The organism is Pseudomonas orientalis (assembly GCF_022807995.1).
Lineage (GTDB): Bacteria > Pseudomonadota > Gammaproteobacteria > Pseudomonadales > Pseudomonadaceae > Aquipseudomonas > Aquipseudomonas orientalis_B.
In genome coordinates this window covers 5,784,177-5,805,187 of the sequence record NZ_CP094351.1, presented here as the reverse complement: position 1 = coordinate 5,805,187, position 21,011 = coordinate 5,784,177, and the positions used below count along the sequence as shown (strand labels likewise).

General features: G+C 57.0%; 22 protein-coding genes. 17 read left to right on the top strand and 5 right to left on the bottom strand.

The genetic code is table 11. The features are described 5' to 3' along the window. Positions 1-14 precede the first annotated feature (14 nt). The gene (locus tag MRY17_RS26120) at positions 15-959 is read right to left on the bottom strand and encodes a FecR domain-containing protein (protein WP_243353077.1); all 945 of its coding nucleotides are present in this window, start codon (positions 957-959) and stop codon (positions 15-17) included. Continuing rightward, on the bottom strand, positions 959-1,465 hold the full coding sequence (locus MRY17_RS26115) for a sigma-70 family RNA polymerase sigma factor (protein ID WP_243353076.1): 507 nt from the start codon (positions 1,463-1,465) through the stop codon (positions 959-961). Before MRY17_RS26115 ends, MRY17_RS26120 begins: the two co-directional genes overlap by 1 nt. Before the next feature lie 530 nt (positions 1,466-1,995). Between MRY17_RS26115 and mnmG the strand changes: the two genes are divergently transcribed. From mnmG to MRY17_RS26030, 17 genes are all read left to right on the top strand, one after another. Continuing rightward, positions 1,996-3,879, top strand: coding sequence for a tRNA uridine-5-carboxymethylaminomethyl(34) synthesis enzyme MnmG (gene mnmG, locus MRY17_RS26110; protein WP_243353075.1), 1,884 nt, complete (start codon positions 1,996-1,998; stop codon positions 3,877-3,879). Between the two features lie 5 nt (positions 3,880-3,884). After that, the gene (rsmG, locus tag MRY17_RS26105) at positions 3,885-4,529 is read left to right on the top strand and encodes a 16S rRNA (guanine(527)-N(7))-methyltransferase RsmG (protein WP_122483624.1); all 645 of its coding nucleotides are present in this window, start codon (positions 3,885-3,887) and stop codon (positions 4,527-4,529) included. Between the two features lie 18 nt (positions 4,530-4,547). Beyond that, the gene (locus tag MRY17_RS26100) at positions 4,548-5,345 is read left to right on the top strand and encodes a ParA family protein (RefSeq protein ID WP_057725767.1); all 798 of its coding nucleotides are present in this window, start codon (positions 4,548-4,550) and stop codon (positions 5,343-5,345) included. Between the two features lie 9 nt (positions 5,346-5,354). After that, positions 5,355-6,227 carry a ParB/RepB/Spo0J family partition protein gene (locus MRY17_RS26095; protein ID WP_181284425.1) on the top strand — a complete coding sequence of 291 codons (873 nt, stop codon included), beginning with the start codon at positions 5,355-5,357 and terminating at the stop codon, positions 6,225-6,227. A 160-nt stretch (positions 6,228-6,387) separates the two neighbouring features. Beyond that, positions 6,388-6,795 (top strand): F0F1 ATP synthase subunit I, encoded by a 408-nt coding sequence (locus tag MRY17_RS26090; protein ID WP_065886693.1) that lies wholly within the window; start codon positions 6,388-6,390, stop codon positions 6,793-6,795. Positions 6,796-6,811: 16 nt separating this feature from the next. Beyond that, positions 6,812-7,681 carry a F0F1 ATP synthase subunit A gene (gene atpB / locus MRY17_RS26085; RefSeq protein ID WP_057725770.1) on the top strand — a complete coding sequence of 290 codons (870 nt, stop codon included), beginning with the start codon at positions 6,812-6,814 and terminating at the stop codon, positions 7,679-7,681. Positions 7,682-7,814: 133 nt separating this feature from the next. Further along, the gene (atpE, locus tag MRY17_RS26080; protein ID WP_002555987.1) at positions 7,815-8,072 is read left to right on the top strand and encodes a F0F1 ATP synthase subunit C; all 258 of its coding nucleotides are present in this window, start codon (positions 7,815-7,817) and stop codon (positions 8,070-8,072) included. 56 nt (positions 8,073-8,128) lie between these two features. Next, a complete protein-coding gene (locus MRY17_RS26075) occupies positions 8,129-8,599 on the top strand; it encodes a F0F1 ATP synthase subunit B (protein ID WP_003195835.1) in 471 nt (156 codons plus the stop codon). 12 nt (positions 8,600-8,611) lie between these two features. Beyond that, on the top strand, positions 8,612-9,148 hold the full coding sequence (locus tag MRY17_RS26070; RefSeq protein ID WP_003195833.1) for a F0F1 ATP synthase subunit delta: 537 nt from the start codon (positions 8,612-8,614) through the stop codon (positions 9,146-9,148). A gap of 21 nt (positions 9,149-9,169) precedes the next feature. Next, the gene (gene atpA / locus MRY17_RS26065) at positions 9,170-10,714 is read left to right on the top strand and encodes a F0F1 ATP synthase subunit alpha (RefSeq protein ID WP_003177064.1); all 1,545 of its coding nucleotides are present in this window, start codon (positions 9,170-9,172) and stop codon (positions 10,712-10,714) included. Positions 10,715-10,764: 50 nt separating this feature from the next. After that, positions 10,765-11,625 carry a F0F1 ATP synthase subunit gamma gene (gene atpG / locus MRY17_RS26060; protein ID WP_003195829.1) on the top strand — a complete coding sequence of 287 codons (861 nt, stop codon included), beginning with the start codon at positions 10,765-10,767 and terminating at the stop codon, positions 11,623-11,625. A gap of 27 nt (positions 11,626-11,652) precedes the next feature. Further along, positions 11,653-13,029 (top strand): F0F1 ATP synthase subunit beta, encoded by a 1,377-nt coding sequence (atpD, locus tag MRY17_RS26055; RefSeq protein WP_065953331.1) that lies wholly within the window; start codon positions 11,653-11,655, stop codon positions 13,027-13,029. 44 nt (positions 13,030-13,073) lie between these two features. After that, positions 13,074-13,490, top strand: coding sequence for a F0F1 ATP synthase subunit epsilon (locus MRY17_RS26050; RefSeq protein ID WP_003195825.1), 417 nt, complete (start codon positions 13,074-13,076; stop codon positions 13,488-13,490). A 123-nt stretch (positions 13,491-13,613) separates the two neighbouring features. After that, entirely contained in the window at positions 13,614-14,981 is a 1,368-nt protein-coding gene (gene glmU, locus MRY17_RS26045) for a bifunctional UDP-N-acetylglucosamine diphosphorylase/glucosamine-1-phosphate N-acetyltransferase GlmU (protein ID WP_191952453.1), read from the top strand. 227 nt (positions 14,982-15,208) lie between these two features. Further along, positions 15,209-15,976 carry a DeoR/GlpR family DNA-binding transcription regulator gene (locus MRY17_RS26040; RefSeq protein WP_124360433.1) on the top strand — a complete coding sequence of 256 codons (768 nt, stop codon included), beginning with the start codon at positions 15,209-15,211 and terminating at the stop codon, positions 15,974-15,976. A gap of 10 nt (positions 15,977-15,986) precedes the next feature. After that, positions 15,987-17,819, top strand: coding sequence for a glutamine--fructose-6-phosphate transaminase (isomerizing) (gene glmS, locus MRY17_RS26035; RefSeq protein WP_057011543.1), 1,833 nt, complete (start codon positions 15,987-15,989; stop codon positions 17,817-17,819). A 106-nt stretch (positions 17,820-17,925) separates the two neighbouring features. After that, positions 17,926-18,285 (top strand): hypothetical protein, encoded by a 360-nt coding sequence (locus MRY17_RS26030; RefSeq protein ID WP_243353074.1) that lies wholly within the window; start codon positions 17,926-17,928, stop codon positions 18,283-18,285. Positions 18,286-18,418: 133 nt separating this feature from the next. Here the strand turns inward: MRY17_RS26030 and MRY17_RS26025 are convergent, their stop codons facing one another. The 3 genes from MRY17_RS26025 to MRY17_RS26015 all read right to left on the bottom strand — a co-directional run bounded on the left by MRY17_RS26025 (position 18,419) and on the right by MRY17_RS26015 (position 21,010). After that, entirely contained in the window at positions 18,419-18,634 is a 216-nt protein-coding gene (locus MRY17_RS26025; RefSeq protein WP_279308379.1) for a DUF3077 domain-containing protein, read from the bottom strand. 194 nt (positions 18,635-18,828) lie between these two features. Then, complete coding sequence (locus tag MRY17_RS26020; protein WP_181284430.1) at positions 18,829-20,040, bottom strand: multidrug effflux MFS transporter; 1,212 nt, start codon at positions 20,038-20,040, stop codon at positions 18,829-18,831. Beyond that, the gene (locus MRY17_RS26015; protein ID WP_191952454.1) at positions 20,033-21,010 is read right to left on the bottom strand and encodes a diiron oxygenase; all 978 of its coding nucleotides are present in this window, start codon (positions 21,008-21,010) and stop codon (positions 20,033-20,035) included. Before MRY17_RS26015 ends, MRY17_RS26020 begins: the two co-directional genes overlap by 8 nt. Between the last annotated feature and the right edge of the window lies 1 nt (position 21,011).

The window sequence follows — 21,011 nt, the reverse complement described above, 5'->3', positions numbered from 1 at the left end:
GGATTATTTTTTCATCAACCGATTCGGTTGACCGACACCCAGTAGCGCGTGAAGTACTTCACCTGGATCGGCAGGGTCGCTTGCAGGTTGGCCAGTACTGCGTCGGTTGAGTCCAGGCGGAACGCTCCGGAAACGCGCAGCCCGGCTGAAGCCTGGTCGCAGCGCAGCACGCCCTGCCGATAGCGCGCCAATTCATCGATCACATCGCCAAGTCTGGCATCGAGCACAATCAATTGACCGTCGACCCAGGCCGTCTGTGAAACTGCATATCGCTGTGTGACGGTGACGCTTTGTCGATCAAAATCTGCGCCTTCTCCCGCGTCGAGCGTCCAAGTGCGGTCAGGTTGATCGAGCGGCACCAGGGCAACTCGGTCTTCCAAAACCCCGACACGCGTGGCACCCGACAGTTGACGCACGGTAAATCGCGTACCCAGCGCCTGTATCCGGCCATGACGTGTCTCAACATACAGGGGGATGTCTGGACTTCGTTTTCCGCTGTGGATAAGTACTTCGCCCTGGCGAAGGCGGATCAAGCGCTCACGCGCGTCGAACATCACATCGATGGCTGTGTTGGTGTTGAGATCAACCTGAGTGCCATCCGCCAGTTCGATCCGTCGTCGTTTACCCACAGGCGTACGGTAGTCGGCCCATACGTTACCCACAGACGTATGTTGTTGAATATTCCAACCCAGATACCCGGTGCCGCCCAGTACCAGCATCCACTTGAGTACCTGGCGACGCTTTTGCGTGCTGGTTAATGCGCGGCGTGTGAAGTCCTGGGGCATGGCGCCGAGGCTGCGCTGCAATTGCTCCAACTGGTTCCACGCCGCCTGATGAGAGGGGTCGCCATTAAGCCATTGCTGCCAGGCCAGTCGGTCAGCGGGCGTCGGTGATTGCGCCTGGAACTGCACATACCAACGGGCGGCTGCCTCGAATGTCTTGCGATCGGGGGCGGGCATTACAGGCCGGCCATGATCAGTGAGCACTCGGTCAAGGCACGGATCATGTGCTTCTTCACGGTAGTCAATGACACCCGCATTTGATCGGCGATCTGTTGATAAGTCAGTCCTTCAATCTGCGAGAGCATGAAAATCCGTCGAGCACGTTCGCCCAAGCCGGATAACGCTTTATCCACAGCGATCAGAGTTTCGATAATGATCGCTTTGTCTTCTTCACTGATGGCAGTGGCTTCAGGACGCTCGGCCAGGGCTTGCCTATAAGCCTGCTCAATGGCGTGCCGGCGATAGCGATCAATCACCAAGCCTCTTGCGATGGTCGCCAGGTAATCCCGTGGTTCGAGGATTTGCACGGCATCGCGTCCGGCCAGAATACGCACGAACGTATCGTGGGCAACGTCGGCCGCATCGCAGGCGTTATGTAATTTTCCTTTGAGCCACCCGTGCAACCAAGAATGGTGTTGCTCATATATGTGCTGCACTGCTGCCGTGTGTGAAGAAGGGGACATAGGCGCGACGAAGTGGGTTAATGATAATCGCTATTATTAACTACCCCCGTGTCATCCCACAATAGATCTCTTGACGACCCATTTGAGCTCGCATTAAGCCTGACTCGGCGATTTTCTGTGGGTTAAGCCCTGTGAATAACTGTCCCTGTGCCCAGTTGATAACCACGCTTGAAACCTGAGTAAAAACCCGTCTGTGGATAACCAGCTGTTTAATCCACAGGCTTAAAGCACTTATCCAAGCCCCTCATCCGCACATGACCACAGACTTTTGAATCCGTGTACACGACGTATATAAAGGTCTGTAGCAATCTATCCACAGAAAAGCTACTCAGTAGAAATAAACATAAAAACAAAGATTTAATAAATTTCTCTCTTTTAATTTCTATTGTCCCTGATCCATCCACAGCTGGTTAAATTTTGTGCAAAGGGTTCTTTAGGAAGGGCTAAGTCCCTATACTTGCCGCCAAAGCTCTAAAACTCTTTCAACAAACAATTCCTGATTACCTACATAAGCAGGCACGAGGTGCGTGGTGGATTTCCCTTCCCGTTTTGAAGTGATCGTCATCGGCGGCGGTCATGCCGGTACCGAGGCAGCACTGGCGTCAGCACGCATGGGCGTAAAAACCCTGTTGCTGACGCATAACGTGGAAACCCTCGGCGCCATGAGTTGCAACCCTGCCATTGGTGGGATCGGCAAAAGCCACCTGGTCAAGGAAATCGATGCCCTGGGCGGCGTGATGGCCATGGCCACCGACAAGGGTGGTATCCAATTTCGGGTGCTCAACAGCCGTAAAGGCCCGGCCGTACGTGCCACTCGTGCACAAGCCGACCGTATTCTGTACAAGGCTGCCGTACGTGAAACCCTGGAAAACCAGCCGAACCTGTGGATATTTCAACAGGCCGCAGATGACCTGATCGTTGAACAGGACCAGGTACGCGGTGTTGTCACACAAATGGGCCTGCGCTTTTTCGCAGAATCCGTGGTGTTGACCACCGGCACCTTCCTTGGCGGACTTATCCACATCGGCATGCAGAACTATTCCGGCGGTCGCGCCGGGGACCCGCCGTCGATTGCCCTGGCACAACGTCTGCGTGAGTTGCCCCTGCGTGTCGGCCGTTTGAAAACCGGGACTCCGCCGCGAATCGACGGACGTTCCGTGGATTTCTCGGTGATGACAGAACAGGCCGGCGACACGCCGATTCCGATCATGTCCTTCATGGGTTCCAAGGAACAGCATCCGAAACAAGTCAGTTGCTGGATCACCCATACCAACGCCCGTACCCACGAAATCATTGCTGCGAACCTTGACCGTTCGCCGATGTATTCCGGGGTGATCGAAGGTATCGGTCCGCGTTATTGCCCCTCGATTGAAGACAAGATCCATCGCTTTGCCGACAAGGAAAGCCACCAGGTCTTCATCGAGCCGGAGGGGTTGACCACCCATGAGCTGTACCCGAACGGGATTTCCACTTCCCTGCCGTTCGACGTACAAATCCAGATCGTGCAATCGATTCGCGGTATGGAAAATGCCCACATCGTTCGCCCTGGCTACGCCATTGAGTACGATTACTTCGATCCACGTGACCTGAAATACAGCCTGGAAACCAAAGTGATCGGCGGCTTGTTCTTCGCCGGGCAAATCAATGGCACCACCGGTTACGAAGAAGCCGGCGCCCAGGGCTTGCTGGCCGGTACCAACGCCGCATTGCGCGCGCAGGGCAAAGACAGCTGGTGCCCGCGTCGCGATGAAGCGTACATCGGCGTGTTGGTCGATGACCTGATTACCCTGGGTACTCAGGAACCGTACCGGATGTTCACTTCCAGGGCGGAATACCGCCTGATCCTGCGCGAAGACAACGCCGATCTGCGCTTGACCGAAAAAGGTCGCGAGCTAGGTCTGGTCGATGACGCGCGTTGGGAAGCTTTCTGCAAAAAACGCGAGAGCATCACGCTCGAAGAGCAGCGTCTGAAAAGCACTTGGGTTCGCCCGGGCACTGAACAAGGTGACGCGATCGCCGAAAAATTCGGCACGCCGCTGACCCACGAATACAACTTGCTCAACCTGCTATCGCGTCCGGAAATCGATTACGCCGGCCTGGTCGAAGTGACGGGCCACGGCGCAGAAGATCCACAGGTCGCCGAGCAGGTCGAAATCAAGACCAAATACGCCGGTTACATTGACCGCCAGCAGGACGAGATCGCTCGCCTGCGCGCCAGTGAAAACACCAGGCTGCCTGCGGATATCGATTACACCGGGATCTCCGGCCTGTCGAAAGAAATTCAAAGCAAGCTGGGGATAACTCGGCCGGAAACCCTCGGGCAGGCTTCACGTATTCCCGGGGTCACTCCAGCGGCGATTTCGCTGTTGATGATTCATTTGAAAAAACGCGGCGCGGGCCGTCAGTTGGAGTAAAGCGCTTGAGTTCGTTGGTCACCTCGCAACACGCCGAAGAGTTATCCACAGGTGCGCGCCAGTTGGGCGTCGACCTGACCGAAGCCCAGCACGCGTTGCTGATGGGCTATCTTGCCCTGTTGATCAAATGGAACAAGGCTTACAACCTGACCGCAGTACGTGATCCAGACGAAATGGTTTCGCGTCATCTGCTCGACAGCTTGAGCGTGATGCCATTTATCGAAAACGGCCGCTGGTTGGATGTCGGCAGCGGCGGCGGCATGCCTGGCATTCCGCTGGCGATCCTGTTTCCGGAGTCGCAGGTGACCTGCCTGGACAGCAATGGCAAGAAAACCCGCTTCCTGACCCAGGTTAAACTTGAACTCAAGCTGGACAACCTCCAAGTTATCCACAGTCGCGTCGAAGCCTTCACGCCTGAGCAGCCCTTCAACGGAATTGTTTCCCGGGCGTTCAGCAGCATGGAGAACTTCAGTAACTGGACTCGCCACCTGGGCGACCACGACACCCGCTGGCTGGCAATGAAGGGCGTTCATCCAAGCGACGAGCTGTTAGCATTGCCGGCAGACTTCCACCTCGATAGCGAACACGCCTTGGCCGTACCTGGTTGCCAAGGCCAACGCCATCTGCTGATACTGCGCCGCACGGCATGATTGGGAACACAAGCAAGAATGGCTAAGGTATTCGCGATAGCGAACCAGAAAGGTGGCGTGGGTAAAACCACCACCTGCATCAACCTCGCAGCATCCCTGGTCGCGACCAAGCGCCGGGTGCTGTTGATCGATCTCGATCCACAGGGCAACGCCACCATGGGTAGCGGTGTGGATAAACACGGCCTGGAAAACTCGGTCTACGACTTGCTGATTGGCGAGTGCGACCTGGGCCAGGCCATGCACTACTCCGAGCACGGCGGTTATCAACTGTTGCCGGCCAACCGCGACCTGACTGCGGCGGAAGTGGTGCTGCTGGAAATGCAGATGAAGGAAAGCCGTCTGCGCAGCGCCCTGGCGCCCATTCGCGAGAATTACGATTACATCCTGATCGACTGCCCGCCGTCGCTGTCGATGCTCACGCTGAACGCCCTGGTTGCCGCCGATGGGGTGATTATCCCCATGCAGTGCGAGTATTTCGCGCTCGAAGGCTTGAGCGACCTTGTGGATAACATCAAGCGTATTGCCGAATTGCTCAACCCGAACCTCAAAGTCGAAGGCTTGCTGCGGACCATGTATGACCCGCGCCTGAGCCTGATGAACGATGTCTCTGCGCAACTCAAGGAGCATTTCGGCGACCAGCTTTACGACACGGTGATCCCACGCAACATCCGCCTGGCCGAAGCGCCAAGCTATGGCATGCCGGCGCTGGCCTACGACAAATCCTCCCGTGGCGCCATTGCCTACCTGGCGCTGGCCGGTGAGATGGTGCGTCGCCAACGTCGCAATTCACGCACCGCTGCAGCTCAGCCAACTTAAGGAATCCCCATGGCCGTCAAAAAAAGAGGTCTCGGACGTGGACTGGATGCACTTCTGAGTGGTCCGACCGTCACTTCGCTGGAAGAACAAGCGGTGCAGGCCGACGAGCGTGAGCTGCAGCACTTGCCGCTGGACCTGGTCCAGCGCGGCAAATACCAGCCGCGCCGGGACATGGACCCACAGGCACTGGAAGAGCTGGCCAACTCGATCAAGGCCCAGGGCGTGATGCAGCCGATCGTGGTGCGCCCGATTGGCGGTGGCCGCTTTGAAATCATCGCCGGCGAACGCCGCTGGCGCGCCAGTCAGCAGGCGGGCAAGGAAACCATCCCGGCGATGGTGCGCGACGTACCGGATGAAACTGCCATCGCCATGGCGCTGATCGAAAACATCCAGCGTGAAGACCTTAACCCGATCGAGGAAGCGATCGCGTTGCAACGCTTGCAGCAGGAATTTCAGCTGACCCAGCAGCAAGTGGCCGAGGCAGTGGGCAAGTCTCGCGTGACCGTGTCCAACTTGTTGCGCCTGATCGCGTTGCCGGAAGTCATCAAGACCATGTTGTCCCACGGCGACTTGGAAATGGGTCACGCCCGTGCCTTGCTCGGTTTGCCGGAAAATCAACAGGTTGAAGGGGCGCGACACGTTGTCGCACGCGGGCTTACCGTTCGTCAGACCGAAGCCCTGGTTCGCCAATGGTTAAGTGGCAAACCTGCGCCGGTCGAAACCGTCAAGGCTGATCCGGATATCGCACGCCTTGAGCAGCGCCTGGCCGAGCGCCTAGGCTCTGCGGTGCAAATTCGCCACGGCAAGAAAGGCAAAGGGCAATTGGTCATCGGATATAACTCCCTCGATGAGCTTCAAGGCGTCCTTGCCCACATCCGTTGAAACATTCGCAGAAACATTTGCTCATGTAGCGCGTGATCGGAAATCACTACCCGGCAGTTGAATAGGGGCTGAACCGCCCCTATACTCTGCGCGCATTTTGTCGGCACAAAGTATGCCAAGTTATTGATTTCCGGCAGCCGACCATTGAGGAGCAAGAGTGATGGAAACCCGCACGCCAAACACGTTGCCGTTCCATCGCTTGGCTGTTTTTCCGGTTTTATTGGCGCAACTTGTCGTTTTGCTGATCGCCGCATTGGCGCTTTGGTACTGGCATGGGGTCGTAGCCGGATATTCAGGACTCTGCGGAGGCCTGATAGCCTTGCTGCCCAATATGTATTTTGCTCACAGGGCCTTTCGGTTTTCCGGCGCCCGAGCAGCCCAGGCTATCGTCCGGTCCTTTTATGCCGGCGAGGCGGGGAAACTGATTTTGACGGCAGTGCTGTTCGCACTGACCTTTGCAGGTGTGAAGCCATTGGCGCCGCTGGCTGTATTCGGCGTCTTCGTGTTGACCCAATTGGTCAGCTGGTTCGCTCCCCTGCTAATGAAAACAAGACTTTCGAAACCTTAGGGCGTTTGAGGCAACCATGGCAGAAACAACCGCTTCGGGCTATATCCAGCACCACTTGCAGAACCTGACTTTCGGTCAGCTTCCCAACGGCGGCTGGGGCTTTGCCCACACCGCAGCAGAAGCCAAGGAAATGGGTTTCTGGGCCTTCCACCTGGATACTCTGGGATGGTCGGTCGCATTGGGTCTGATCTTCGTCCTGATTTTCCGCATGGCGGCAAAAAAGGCGACTTCCGGTCAGCCAGGTGCTTTGCAGAACTTCGTTGAAGTATTGGTCGAATTCGTCGATGGCAGCGTGAAAGACAGCTTCCATGGCCGTAGCCCGGTAATTGCACCGCTGGCACTGACCATCTTCGTCTGGGTGTTCCTGATGAACGCCGTCGACCTGATCCCGGTTGACTGGATTCCTCAGCTGGCCATCCTGATTTCCGGCGATGCGCACATCCCGTTCCGTGCCGTATCGACCACTGACCCGAACGCTACCCTGGGCATGGCCCTGTCCGTGTTCGCGTTGATCATTTTCTACAGCATCAAGGTCAAGGGCATCGGCGGTTTCATCGGCGAGCTCACCTTGCACCCGTTCGGCAGCAAGAACATCTTCGTTCAAGCCCTGCTGATCCCGGTGAACTTCCTGCTGGAATTCGTGACCCTGGTTGCCAAGCCGATTTCCCTGGCCTTGCGGCTGTTCGGCAACATGTATGCCGGCGAGCTGGTGTTCATTCTGATCGCTGTGATGTTCGGCAGCGGTCTGCTCTGGCTCAGCGGCCTGGGCATCGTTCTGCAGTGGGCGTGGGCTGTGTTCCACATCCTGATCATCACCCTGCAGGCCTTCATCTTCATGATGCTGACCATCGTCTATCTGTCGATGGCGCACGAAGAGAACCATTAAGACCAGTCTCGACTAGTCTGATGTCCTTCCCGGTCAAACGGGAAGGTGGCCCAACAGGGCTATGAAACGATTTGTTTTACCGCTTTAAAATCTAAAAAACCTAAACCATACGACGTAAAAGTCGGGAGGAAAGATGGAAACTGTAGTTGGTCTAACCGCTATCGCTGTTGCACTGTTGATCGGCCTGGGCGCCCTGGGTACTGCCATTGGTTTCGGCCTGCTGGGCGGCAAATTCCTGGAAGGCGCAGCGCGTCAGCCGGAAATGGTCCCAATGCTGCAAGTTAAAATGTTCATCGTTGCCGGCCTGCTCGACGCCGTGACCATGATCGGCGTTGGTATCGCACTGTTCTTCACCTTCGCGAACCCCTTCGTTGGTCAACTCGCTGGCTGATCACTCGACTTTTCGAGTGATTGGGGTGATGGACAACGAATGAGCGAGGTGTTGGCGTGAACATTAATGCAACCCTGATTGGCCAATCCGTTGCGTTCTTCATTTTTGTAGTGTTTTGCATGAAGTTCGTGTGGCCTCCGGTCATCGCGGCTTTGCACGAACGTCAGAAGAAGATCGCGGATGGTTTGGACGCTGCCAGCCGTGCAGCTCGCGACCTGGAGTTGGCCCACGAGAAAGTGGGTCAGCAACTGCGCGAAGCTAAAGCACAGGCAGCCGAGATCATTGAGCAAGCCAAGAAGCGCGGTAACCAGATCGTCGAAGAGGCTGTTGAAAAAGCCCGCGTCGAAGCTGACCGTGTGAAGGCTTCGGCTCATGCCGAGATCGAACAGGAACTGAACGGCGTCAAAGACGCGCTGCGTGCCCAACTGGGTGCTCTGGCGGTCGGCGGTGCTGAAAAGATCCTCGGTGCCACAATCGATCAAAACGCGCACGCGGAGCTGGTTAACAAACTGGCTGCTGAAATTTAAGCGAGGGCGATCATGGCAGAACTGACCACGTTGGCCCGACCTTACGCTAAGGCAGCCTTCGAGCACGCCCAGGCCCACCAGCAGCTGGCCTCTTGGTCAGCCATGCTCGGCCTGGCTGCAGCAGTGTCGCAAGACGACACCATGCAGCGCGTGCTCAAGGCCCCGCGCCTGACGAGCGCAGACAAGGCCGCCACTTTTATTGAAGTGTGCGGCGACAAGTTTGATGTGAAAGTGCAGAACTTCATTCACGTCATTGCCGAAAACGACCGTCTCCCGCTGTTGCCGGAGATTGCCGCTCTGTTCGACCTGTACAAGGCCGAAGCAGAGAAATCGGTAGACGTTGAAGTCACCAGTGCTTTTGCATTGAACCAAGAACAGCAAGACAAACTCGCCAAGGTTCTCAGTGCACGACTCAATCGGGAAGTGCGCCTGCAAGCTTCGGAGGACGCATCCCTGATTGGTGGTGTCGTTATCCGTGCCGGCGACCTGGTTATCGATGGCTCGATTCGCGGAAAAATCGCGAAACTTGCCGAAGCATTGAAATCTTGAGTTTGAAGGGGCAGCAGAGCAATGCAGCAACTCAATCCTTCCGAAATAAGTGAAATTATCAAGGGCCGCATCGACAAGCTCGATGTGACCTCCCAAGCCCGTAACGAAGGCACTGTCGTCAGCGTATCTGACGGCATCGTGCGGATTCACGGTCTGGCCGACGTCATGTACGGCGAGATGATCGAGTTTCCGGGCGGCGTCTACGGTATGGCCCTCAACCTGGAGCAAGACTCCGTAGGTGCCGTTGTATTGGGCGCATACACCAGTCTGGCCGAAGGCATGAGCGCCAAGTGCACCGGCCGCATCCTGGAGGTTCCGGTTGGTAAGGAACTGCTGGGTCGCGTAGTCGACGCACTGGGTAACCCTGTTGACGGTAAAGGTCCACTGGGCAACACCGAGACCGACGCGGTCGAGAAAGTTGCTCCAGGCGTGATCTGGCGTAAGTCGGTAGACCAGCCTGTACAGACTGGCTACAAGGCTGTCGATGCCATGATCCCAGTCGGCCGTGGCCAGCGTGAGCTGATCATCGGTGACCGTCAGATCGGTAAAACCGCTCTGGCCATCGACGCGATCATCAACCAGAAGAACAGCGGCATTTTCTGCGTCTACGTAGCCATTGGTCAGAAGCAATCGACCATCGCCAACGTGGTTCGCAAGCTGGAAGAAAACGGCGCCCTGGCCAACACGATCATCGTGGCTGCCAGTGCTTCGGAATCTCCTGCGCTGCAATTCCTGGCACCGTACTCCGGTTGCACCATGGGTGAATTCTTCCGCGACCGCGGTGAAGACGCGCTGATCGTTTATGACGATCTGTCCAAGCAAGCAGTGGCTTACCGCCAGATTTCCCTGCTGCTGCGCCGTCCACCAGGCCGTGAAGCCTACCCAGGCGACGTGTTCTATCTCCACTCCCGTCTGCTGGAGCGCGCATCCCGCGTTTCGGAAGAATACGTAGAGAAGTTCACCAATGGCGCAGTGACCGGCAAAACCGGTTCCCTGACCGCACTGCCGATCATCGAAACCCAGGCTGGCGACGTTTCCGCGTTCGTTCCGACCAACGTGATTTCCATCACCGACGGTCAGATCTTCCTGGAATCGGCCATGTTCAACTCCGGGATCCGTCCTGCTGTGAACGCCGGTGTTTCGGTATCCCGTGTGGGTGGTGCCGCTCAGACCAAGATCATCAAGAAGCTCTCCGGTGGTATCCGTACCGCTCTGGCTCAGTACCGTGAACTGGCGGCATTCGCCCAGTTCGCATCTGACCTGGACGAAGCGACCCGCAAGCAACTTGAGCATGGTCAGCGCGTTACCGAGCTGATGAAGCAGAAGCAATACGCCCCGATGTCGATCGCTGACATGGCGTTGTCGCTGTATGCCGCTGAGCGTGGGTTCCTGACCGACGTTGAAATCGCCAAGGTCGGCAGCTTTGAACAAGCGCTGATTGCTTACTTCAACCGCGATCACGCCGAATTGATGGCGAAGATCAACGTGAAGGGTGACTTCAATGACGATATCGACGCTGGCATGAAAGCCGGTATCGAGAAGTTCAAGGCCACCCAAACCTGGTAAGCCGCAGCGGGAGCCGCAAGGCTCCCGCTTGCTAACCTGATAGGTGTTACATGGCAGGCGCAAAAGAGATTCGCAGTAAGATTGCGAGCATCAAAAGCACGCAAAAGATTACCAGCGCCATGGAAAAAGTGGCGGTCAGCAAAATGCGCAAGGCACAAATGCGCATGGCTGCTAGCCGTCCTTATGCGGAGCGTATCCGCCAGGTAATTGGGCATCTGGCCAACGCCAACCCGGAATACCGCCACCCGTTCATGATCGAGCGCGCCGTCAAGCGTGTGGGTTATGTGGTAGTGAGCAGTGACCGTGGTTTGTGCGGTGGCCTGAATACCAACCTGTTCAAGGCCCTGGTCAAGGACATGGCGGTAAACCGCGAAAACGGCGTCGAGATCGATCTGTGTGTGGTGGGTAGCAAGGGTGCGGCCTTTTTCCGCAACTTCGGCGGTAACGTCGTAGCAGCTATCAGCCACCTGGGTGAAGAGCCGTCGATCAATGACTTGATCGGCAGTGTGAAGGTGATGCTGGATGCGTACCTGGAAGGCCGGATTGACCGCCTGTCCGTGGTATCCAACAAGTTCATCAACACCATGACCCAGCAGCCGACCGTGGAGCAATTGATTCCATTGGTGGCGACCCCGGATCAGGAACTCAAGCACCACTGGGACTACCTCTACGAACCAGACGCCAAAGAGCTGCTTGACGGCTTGATGGTGCGCTACGTGGAGTCGCAGGTGTACCAGGCGGTGGTCGAGAACAACGCAGCTGAACAAGCGGCGCGGATGATCGCGATGAAAAACGCTACCGATAACGCCGGTGATCTGATCAGCGATTTGCAGCTGATCTACAACAAGGCGCGTCAGGCTGCGATCACCCAAGAGATCTCGGAAATCGTCGGCGGCGCTGCCGCGGTTTAACGGTTCAAATATTCAGAGGATCCAGCTATGAGTAGCGGACGTATCGTTCAAATCATCGGCGCCGTTATCGACGTGGAATTTCCACGCGACAGCGTACCGAGCATCTACAACGCGCTGAAAGTACAAGGCGCGGACACTACCCTGGAAGTTCAGCAACAGCTGGGCGACGGCGTAGTTCGTACCATTGCGATGGGTTCCACCGAAGGCTTGAAGCGCGGTCTGGACGTTATCGACTCTGGCGCAGCCATCTCCGTACCGGTCGGTAAAGCGACCCTGGGCCGGATCATGGACGTACTGGGCAACCCGATCGACGAAGCTGGCCCGATCGATACCGAAGAGCGCTGGGGCATTCACCGCGCAGCACCTTCGTTCGCAGAACAAGCGGGCGGCAACGACCTGCTGGAAACCGGCATCAAGGTTATCGACCTGGTTTGCCCGTTCGCCAAGGGCGGTAAAGTCGGTCTGTTCGGTGGTGCCGGTGTAGGCAAGACCGTAAACATGATGGAACTGATCCGTAACATCGCCATCGAGCACAGCGGTTATTCCGTGTTCGCCGGTGTGGGTGAGCGTACCCGTGAGGGTAACGACTTCTACCACGAGATGAAGGACTCCAACGTTCTGGACAAAGTGGCACTGGTTTACGGTCAGATGAACGAGCCGCCGGGAAACCGTCTGCGCGTAGCTCTGACTGGCCTGACCATGGCCGAGAAGTTCCGTGACGAAGGTAACGACGTTCTGCTGTTCGTCGACAACATCTACCGTTACACCCTGGCCGGTACTGAAGTATCCGCACTGCTGGGCCGTATGCCTTCGGCAGTGGGTTACCAGCCGACCCTGGCTGAAGAGATGGGCGTTCTGCAGGAACGTATCACTTCCACCAAGGAAGGTTCGATCACCTCGATCCAAGCGGTATACGTACCTGCGGATGACTTGACCGACCCGTCGCCAGCCACCACCTTCGCCCACTTGGACGCCACCGTCGTTCTGTCCCGTGACATCGCTTCCCTGGGTATCTACCCGGCGGTCGATCCACTCGACTCGACGTCGCGCCAGCTGGACCCGAACGTGATCGGCCAGGAGCACTACGACACCGCTCGCGGCGTTCAGTACGTGCTGCAGCGTTACAAAGAACTGAAGGACATCATTGCGATCCTGGGTATGGACGAGCTGTCGGAAGCCGACAAGCAGTTGGTAAACCGTGCTCGTAAGATCCAGCGTTTCTTGTCGCAGCCGTTCTTCGTGGCTGAAGTCTTCACCGGTGCCTCGGGTAAATACGTTTCCCTGAAAGACACCATTGCTGGCTTCAAAGGCATCCTCAACGGTGACTACGACCACCTGCCAGAACAAGCGTTCTACATGGTCGGCGGCATCGAAGAAGCGATCGAGAAAGCCAAGAAACTGTAATCCTGGCGCCCGGAAACGGGCGCTCATCAGGTTGAGGCAATCAGATGGCTATGACAGTCCATTGCGATATCGTCAGCGCGGAAGGGGAAATCTTCTCCGGTCTGGTCGAGTTTGTAACAGCGCACGGTGATCTGGGTGATCTTGGTATCGCCATGGGTCACGCTCCGCTGATTACCAGCTTGAAGCCAGGTCCGATCACACTGACCAAGCAAGGCGGGGAACGTGAGGTGTTTTACATCTCCGGTGGTTTCCTCGAGGTTCAGCCGAACATGGTCAAGGTACTTGCCGACACCGTGCAACGTGCTGGCGACCTGGATGAAGCCTCCGCTCAGGAAGCCGTCAAGGCTGCCGAGAAGGCGCTGAACGAAAAAGGTGCAGACTTCGACTACAGCGCTGCTGCAGTCCGTCTGGCCGAAGCCGCAGCCCAGCTGCGCACGCTCCAGCAGATCCGCAAGAAGTAAGCGGCCTGGCCGTTACGCTTCACGCGTGATTGATTAAAAAGGGTAGCCTCGGCTACCCTTTTTCTTTTATTGCAAAATACTTCTTTGGTCTGAAGCCGGACCGCCCAGGATTGGTAGCCATTCATGTCTCTTGAAATCGTAATTCTCGCCGCAGGACAGGGCACCCGCATGCGTTCAGCCCTGCCCAAGGTGCTGCACCCGGTCGCCGGCAATTCCATGCTAGGTCATGTTATCCACAGCGCCCGGCAGTTGGACCCGCAACGCATTCACGTCGTCATCGGGCACGGTGCCGACGTGGTACGTGAACGTCTGGCTGCAGACGACCTGAATTTCGTATTGCAGGACAAGCAACTGGGCACCGGCCACGCCACTGCGCAGGCGGTGCCGTTTATTACCGCTGATACCGTGCTGATTCTGTACGGTGACGTGCCGCTGATCGAAGTGGAAACCCTGCAGCGCCTGCTCAAGCATGTGGTGCCAGGCCAGATGGGCCTGCTCACCGTTGAGCTGGACGACCCCACCGGCTACGGACGCATCGTGCGCAACGTCGACGGTAAGGTCGCCGCGATCGTCGAACACAAGGACGCCAGCGAAGCCCAGCGTGCCATTACCGAAGGCAATACCGGCATTCTCGCCGTGCCGGCCGACAAGCTGGGCGACTGGATGAGCCGCCTGTCCAACAACAACGCCCAAGGCGAGTACTACCTCACTGATGTCATCGAGATGGCGGTCAGTGATGGCCTGGCGGTCGCCACTGAGCAGCCCCACGACCCGATGGAAGTGCAGGGCGCCAACGACCGCAAGCAGCTGGCAGAGCTTGAGCGCCACTACCAACTGCGCGAAGGCCGCCGCCTGATGGCCCAGGGCGTTACCCTGCGTGATCCGGCGCGTTTCGACGTGCGGGGTGAAGTGACGGTGGGCCGTGACGTGCTGATCGATATCAACGTGATCCTGGAAGGTCGCGTGATCATTGAAGACGACGTGGTGATTGGTCCGAACTGCGTGATCAAGGACAGCACCTTGCGCAAAGGCGTAGTGGTCAAGGCCAACAGCCATATCGACGGTGCGGTGATGGGCGAGGGCAGCGATGCCGGGCCGTTTGCGCGGTTGCGTCCGGGAACGGTGATGGGCGCCCGGGCGCACGTCGGCAATTTCGTCGAGCTGAAAAACGCGAAAATGGGCGACGAGGCGAAGGCCGGCCACCTGGCTTACCTCGGTGATGCGGTGATCGGTGCTCGCAGCAACATTGGCGCCGGTGCAATTACCTGCAACTACGACGGCGCCAACAAATACCAGACGACGATTGGTGAAGACGTATTCATCGGCTCCAACAACTCGCTGGTTGCTCCTGTGACCATCGGTGATGGTTCCAATACCGCAGCGGGCTCAACCATCAACCAGGATGTGGATAAGTCGCAACTGGCCGTAGCCCGTGCGCGCCAGCGCAACATCGACGGCTGGAAACGCCCGCTCAAAATCAAAAAGACCTGATCTATCCACGCCCTTGGCAGCAACAAAACTCCAATGTGGGAGGGGGCTTGCCCCGATAGCGGTGGGTCAGTCAATAAAGGGCTGACTGATAAACCGCTATCGGGGGCAAGCCCCCTCCCACATTTGCCTGCGTTATTTCAAAAATAATGATCGTCACCGCTTGACGATCTTTCGCCAATAGGTTTTGATTGCCTTCGTTATCTTTCGAAACGAAACTTATCAACACCATGTCGAAACGAAATACCCCCCAACGTCGCCACAACATCCTTACCTTGCTCAATGAACAGGGCGAAGTGAGCGTGGACGAATTGGCCAAGCGTTTCGAAACCTCGGAAGTGACCATCCGCAAGGACTTGGCCGCCCTCGAAAGTAATGGCCTGCTGCTGCGCCGCTACGGTGGCGCGATCACCATGCCTCAGGAACTGGTGGGCGACGCGGCGCAACCGGTCTCGGCCTATAAGCGTGCGATTGCCCGCGCCGCCGTGGTGCGCCTGCGTGAACACGCGCGCATCATCATCGACAGCGGCAGCACCACCGCCGCGATGATCCCCGAACTGGGCCATCAACCCGGCCTGGTGGTCATGACCAATTCCCTGAACGTGGCCCGCGCCTTGAGCGAGCTGGAGCATGAACCGGTGCTGCTGATGACCGGCGGCACCTGGGATCCGCATTCGGACTCGTTCCAGGGCCAGGTCGCCGAGCAGGTGCTGCGTTCCTACGATTTTGATCAACTGTTCATCGGTGCCGACGGCATCGATTTGCAGCGCGGTACCACCACCTTCAACGAATTGCTGGGCCTGAGCCGTGTCATGGCCGAGGTCGCCCGTGAAGTCGTGGTGATGGTCGAATCCGACAAGATCGGCCGCAAAATTCCCAACCTGGAACTGCCCTGGAGCAGCGTCCATACCCTTATCACCGATGATCGCCTGCCGCCTGAGGCCCGCGACCAGATCCAAGCCCGCGGCATTACGCTGATATGCGCGGCAGTCATCTAGGAGAAACACCATGTGTGGAATTGTTGGCGCAGTCGCCGAACGTAACGTAACCGCCATCCTCATCGAAGGCCTCAAGCGCCTGGAATACCGTGGCTATGACAGCGCCGGTGTGGCGGTCTTCACCAACGCCGGGAAGCTGGAGCGTATGCGCCGTCCGGGCAAGGTCAGCGAGTTGGACCAGGCCCTGGCCGGTGAGCCATTGGTGGGCCGCCTGGGCATCGCCCACACCCGTTGGGCTACTCACGGTGCGCCGTGCGAGCGTAACGCTCACCCGCACTTTTCGGGCGACCTGGCCGTGGTGCACAACGGCATCATCGAAAACCACGAAGTGCTGCGCGAACAACTCAAGGGCCTGGGCTACGTGTTCACTTCGGACACCGACACCGAAGTCATCGCCCACTTGCTCAACCACAAGCTCAAGGACCACAGCGACCTGACCACCGCCCTCAAGGCCACGGTCAAGGAACTGCACGGCGCCTACGGCCTGGCCGTGATCAGCGCGAGCCAGCCTGACCGCCTGGTTGCCGCGCGCAGTGGCAGCCCGTTGGTGATCGGCCTGGGCCTGGGCGAGAACTTCCTCGCTTCCGACCAACTGGCCCTGCGCCAGGTGACCGACCGCTTCATGTACCTGGAAGAAGGCGATATCGCCGACATCCGCCGTGAAAGCGTGCAGATCTGGGACGTCAACGGTCAGTCCGTCGAGCGCGAGGCCGTGCAATACCGCGACGGCGCCGAAGCCGCCGACAAGGGCGAGTTCCGCCACTTCATGCTCAAGGAAATCCACGAGCAGCCTTCGGTGGTACAGCGCACCCTCGAAGGTCGCCTGAGCCAGAACCAGGTGCTGGTCAACGCCTTCGGCCCACAAGCCGCCGAGCTGTTCGCCAAAGTGCGCAACGTGCAGATCGTCGCCTGCGGCACCAGCTACCACGCCGGCATGGTTGCGCGTTACTGGCTCGAAGAACTGGCCGGCATCCCGTGCCAGGTCGAAGTCGCCAGCGAGTTCCGCTACCGCAAGGTGGTGGTGCAGCCCGACACCCTGTTCGTGACCATCTCCCAGTCCGGCGAAACCGCCGACACCCTGGCCGCCCTGCGCAACGCCAAGGAGCTGGGCTTCCTCGGCAGCCTGGCGATCTGCAACGTCAGCATCAGCTCCCTGGTACGTGAATCGGACCTCACCCTGCTGACCCAGGCCGGTCGTGAAATCGGCGTCGCCTCGACCAAAGCCTTCACCACCCAACTGGTCGGCCTGTTGCTGCTGACCCTGTCCCTCGGTCAAGTACGCGGCACCCTCGCCGAAGGCGTTGAGGCCACCCTGGTGGAAGAACTGCGCCGCCTGCCGACCCGCCTGGGCGAAGCCCTGGCCATGGACGGCACCGTGGAAAAAGTCGCCGAACTGTTCGCCGACAAGAACCACACCCTGTTCCTCGGCCGTGGCGCGCAATACCCGGTGGCGATGGAAGGTTCGCTGAAACTCAAGGAAATCTCGTACATCCACGCCGAAGCCTACCCGGCCGGGGAGCTGAAACACGGCCCATTGGCCCTGGTGGATGACGACATGCCCGTGGTCACCGTGGCGCCGAACAACGAACTGCTGGAGAAGCTCAAGTCCAACCTGCAGGAAGTGCGCGCCCGTGGCGGCCAACTGATCGTGTTTGCCGACGAAAAGGCCGGCATGACCAACGGTGAAGGCACTCACGTGATCAACATGCCGCACATCCATGACACGCTGTCGCCGATCCTCTACACCATCCCGCTGCAATTGTTGTCCTACTACGTCGCCGTGCTCAAGGGCACCGACGTTGACCAGCCGCGCAACCTGGCGAAGTCGGTGACGGTGGAGTAAGCCTGACTGGCGTACCCAAAAGGGGCTGTTTTCAACAGCCCCTTTTTACGTTTCGTGGATGATCGCTCCCACGCGGAGCGTGGGAACGATCAAAGGAAGCTGGCTGATGCAAAATCCCACTGTCTACGCACGTCTGCACAATCGTCGGTTTGTGGTCGCCAACAACACTCAAGGGCTGTCAGGCACCGGCACCGTGTTTCACTACCTGGTCGAAGGTGACGCGATTTCGAGCACTTATCAGGGCGGCCGGATTCGCCTGGGCACTCAAGTCGGACGGGTGACCGGTCCAGATACCATCGAGCTGCTGTATCAGTGCATGACCCTGGAAGGGGAACTGCTTGCTGGCTGGTCACGTGGGACGGTAGGCGTGGATCACGCTGGGCGCACGACGTTGAGTTTCGTCTGGGGCTGGCTATCGGGTGCGACAGGAGGCGGAGAGTCTAGCTATGTCGAAATCACTGCTTAAAGAGCCCGTAGTTCAGGGCTAGGCTGCACCGCATTTACTGTAGGAGCGAGCTTGCTCGCGAAAAACCTGAGAACGCCACCTGGCAACAATCTTTGCGCGTTACGCCCTCGCCAGCAAGCGCGCTCCTACGACGCTATGCGCCCACGTCTGCTGAAGCAATGCAGTTCAACGACCGGTCTACCATCACCTTCGCCATTTCAACCAGATAACCGGCTGCCTGCCGGGAATCGAGTAACTGCTCAGCGCAGTGAAGCAGATCGGAGGCGTAGGCCAAGGCATCCTCGAAGCTGAGTTCAGGATGGGTGATGAAAAAGGATGCGGTGGAGCGGGAAGTAACTATTTGCTCCAACTTTAGAAAAAAGAACTGGTAGCATTGCGGCCTCTATTTACAGCGGCTCGAATTTAATTGCCACGGGCCCAGGCTATCAGCATATGACCAAGGGCGGTTTAGGACCACGGACAAATGCCAGCCGTAAGCTTCTTGTCGCGAAGCTCGGCCGCACTTTGACGGGGAAGTATACCCTGGGGCGCTGCAAATCAGAATCATGCCAAACTCGACACCTTAGCGTGGCGATTTATGTGTTGGTTTAACAGCAGACCTATGCCGCTTAAGACGATGAAACTCAGTGCCAGGGTAATTTGCAAGTTGTTGGTGCTGAGGTTGACTAGGGCACTGATCAATCCGCCTGAGATAAAAATTAGAGTATTGCCTGCCGAGGCCGAGGCACCAGCGTTATCCGGGAATAGCTCCATAGCTTTGGACGTGGCTGCAGGCCGCGTTATGGTAGTGCCTGCTGTACAGATAATCATTGGGACCAGCATGGTGAAGACGGACAGGCCAAATTGGCTCCGTAATAGAAGCATCACTAACCCCGCAACGAAAATCAGTAATAGTCCTATAACAATTTGTGTACCCGCCTCCAGATGCTTATTCATTACGCCTGCAAGGACACCGCCAGTCACATAGGCTGCTCCGTACAATAACAGCGTCTGAGAAAACTCATAGCTACTTAGTTGCAACTGCTCCATGAATATTAGGGGCGATATGACGATGAATGAGAAATGGCAAGCAAAAACAATTGCAGCGATTAGCCAGTAGGCCACGAAACTGAAGTTACTGCAGATTCGTCGGTAGGCTCTCAAGATACTGATACGCGGCCCCGTGTTATTGATAGGCAGGTTTTCCAACGATACTAGAGCCTTCACGAATACCAAAGCGGCAATCACTGCGAAGACATAGAAACTACCTTGCCAATCCATCAGCTCCTGCAACAGGCTTCCGGCCAGGGGGGAGACCGAAATGAAGATTCCACTGGCCGTTACCATGAGAATTCGTAAACGATCCCGCTCTTTGCCGATAAATAGATCCTGAACCAATGCCTGGGACAGTACGAAACAGCCACACCCTACTGCCTGGATCACACGGAATAGCAAAAAATACTCATAGTTCGTGGCCCATACGCAACCCAAGGCGCCAGCCATGGATACTGCCATGCCAGCCAGTAACAACGTTTTACGGCCGAGTATGTCCGACAAAGGGCCAATCAGTAGCTGAGATAACGAGATACCGATGGCAAAGAAGCTGATCGACAAGGCAATCTCGGACGTTGTGGTGCTGAAGTGCTGCGATAACGAAGGAAACGAAGGCAGAAGCACGTCCACCGGAAACACGCCCAGCATGACCATCGCCATCAATAGTACGATGGCACCGACTTTCCTGGCCTTGACAACGGAATGATCCTTTATTTCAAGCATCAATGAGTCCTGATTGGCTGAATAATTCCCGATGAGCTTGCAACTCAAAGAAACCGGCGCGCGTCATCGCTTGAAGCGTGCCCATGGCAATAGAGCGTGCTCGCTGTGTGCGTACATCCAGTGCCTGTAGTGCTTGGACTATCCTGGTGGCTTCGAACAAAGGGATGCCGACGCTCGTTAGGCTAGCGCTCAACCAAGGCTCGTCCACTTCAGCAAAGATAAAAATAATTTTAATCAATAGGCTTGCGGAGTGTTCTTGCTGGACAAGGGATAACTTCGGCCATAGGTAATGGAACACTTCGGAAAAATAGCGACTATGTCGGGCTTCATCTTCCAGATGCTCTCGAAACATCTGATATACCGTAGAGATTAGCGTGTCACCGGTTATGCTCAATAACTCCTTGGCGATGATAGTTTCAGAGACAAAGCCGAAAAAAAACCAAGCCAGTGGACGATGTTCGTCCAAAGTCGCGTCCATCAACTCGAGTAGCAGAGTGATACGTTTAGGTGGATCCTCCCAGGTTGGCATGTCATAAAAATGCGCCACCTGTTCCGCGATCTTAAAGGAGAAAAGGGCGTGATAACCCTCGTCAGTGTAAAGCTGCAAGGCCGTGAGTTTCATCGCTTGAGGCAAATCAATTCCCAGCTCTTCATGAATCAGAGTCTCAACCGAGCGGTTAACGATCTTATGCTCCAGGATCGTCGTATATCGGAGAAAATAGACTAGATGATTCGCAGCCAATCGATGCTGGATATGCTCACCCGACTTCTGGATAGTGTTGTCGTTGAAGTATGGAATAAAGGCTGGAGGAAACCATTTCCTGGTCTGTAATTGCAGAAGAATCTCCGCATCAGCTGGAAGCAAGAAGGTACTATTCTTACTGCGTACGGCCGAACGGTTGTCCCAATCACCCAGTGTATATTGGCGGATCTCGTTAGATGCAAAGACGAATGTATTTGTAACTGACATT

What these genes read in the sequence shown, in the direction of transcription:
- MRY17_RS26120 (WP_243353077.1), bottom strand. Translation starts at nt 959, where the DNA reads ATGCCCGCCCCCGATCGCAAGACATTCGAGGCAGCCGCCCGTTGGTAT.
- MRY17_RS26115 (WP_243353076.1), bottom strand. Translation starts at nt 1,465, where the DNA reads ATGTCCCCTTCTTCACACACGGCAGCAGTGCAGCACATATATGAGCAA.
- MRY17_RS26100 (WP_057725767.1), top strand. Translation starts at nt 4,548, where the DNA reads ATGGCTAAGGTATTCGCGATAGCGAACCAGAAAGGTGGCGTGGGTAAA.
- MRY17_RS26095 (WP_181284425.1), top strand. Translation starts at nt 5,355, where the DNA reads ATGGCCGTCAAAAAAAGAGGTCTCGGACGTGGACTGGATGCACTTCTG.
- MRY17_RS26090 (WP_065886693.1), top strand. Translation starts at nt 6,388, where the DNA reads ATGGAAACCCGCACGCCAAACACGTTGCCGTTCCATCGCTTGGCTGTT.
- atpB (WP_057725770.1), top strand. Translation starts at nt 6,812, where the DNA reads ATGGCAGAAACAACCGCTTCGGGCTATATCCAGCACCACTTGCAGAAC.
- atpE (WP_002555987.1), top strand. Translation starts at nt 7,815, where the DNA reads ATGGAAACTGTAGTTGGTCTAACCGCTATCGCTGTTGCACTGTTGATC.
- MRY17_RS26070 (WP_003195833.1), top strand. Translation starts at nt 8,612, where the DNA reads ATGGCAGAACTGACCACGTTGGCCCGACCTTACGCTAAGGCAGCCTTC.
- atpA (WP_003177064.1), top strand. Translation starts at nt 9,170, where the DNA reads ATGCAGCAACTCAATCCTTCCGAAATAAGTGAAATTATCAAGGGCCGC.
- atpG (WP_003195829.1), top strand. Translation starts at nt 10,765, where the DNA reads ATGGCAGGCGCAAAAGAGATTCGCAGTAAGATTGCGAGCATCAAAAGC.
- atpD (WP_065953331.1), top strand. Translation starts at nt 11,653, where the DNA reads ATGAGTAGCGGACGTATCGTTCAAATCATCGGCGCCGTTATCGACGTG.
- MRY17_RS26050 (WP_003195825.1), top strand. Translation starts at nt 13,074, where the DNA reads ATGGCTATGACAGTCCATTGCGATATCGTCAGCGCGGAAGGGGAAATC.
- glmU (WP_191952453.1), top strand. Translation starts at nt 13,614, where the DNA reads ATGTCTCTTGAAATCGTAATTCTCGCCGCAGGACAGGGCACCCGCATG.
- MRY17_RS26040 (WP_124360433.1), top strand. Translation starts at nt 15,209, where the DNA reads ATGTCGAAACGAAATACCCCCCAACGTCGCCACAACATCCTTACCTTG.
- glmS (WP_057011543.1), top strand. Translation starts at nt 15,987, where the DNA reads ATGTGTGGAATTGTTGGCGCAGTCGCCGAACGTAACGTAACCGCCATC.
- MRY17_RS26030 (WP_243353074.1), top strand. Translation starts at nt 17,926, where the DNA reads ATGCAAAATCCCACTGTCTACGCACGTCTGCACAATCGTCGGTTTGTG.
- MRY17_RS26020 (WP_181284430.1), bottom strand. Translation starts at nt 20,040, where the DNA reads ATGCTTGAAATAAAGGATCATTCCGTTGTCAAGGCCAGGAAAGTCGGT.
- MRY17_RS26015 (WP_191952454.1), bottom strand. Translation starts at nt 21,010, where the DNA reads ATGTCAGTTACAAATACATTCGTCTTTGCATCTAACGAGATCCGCCAA.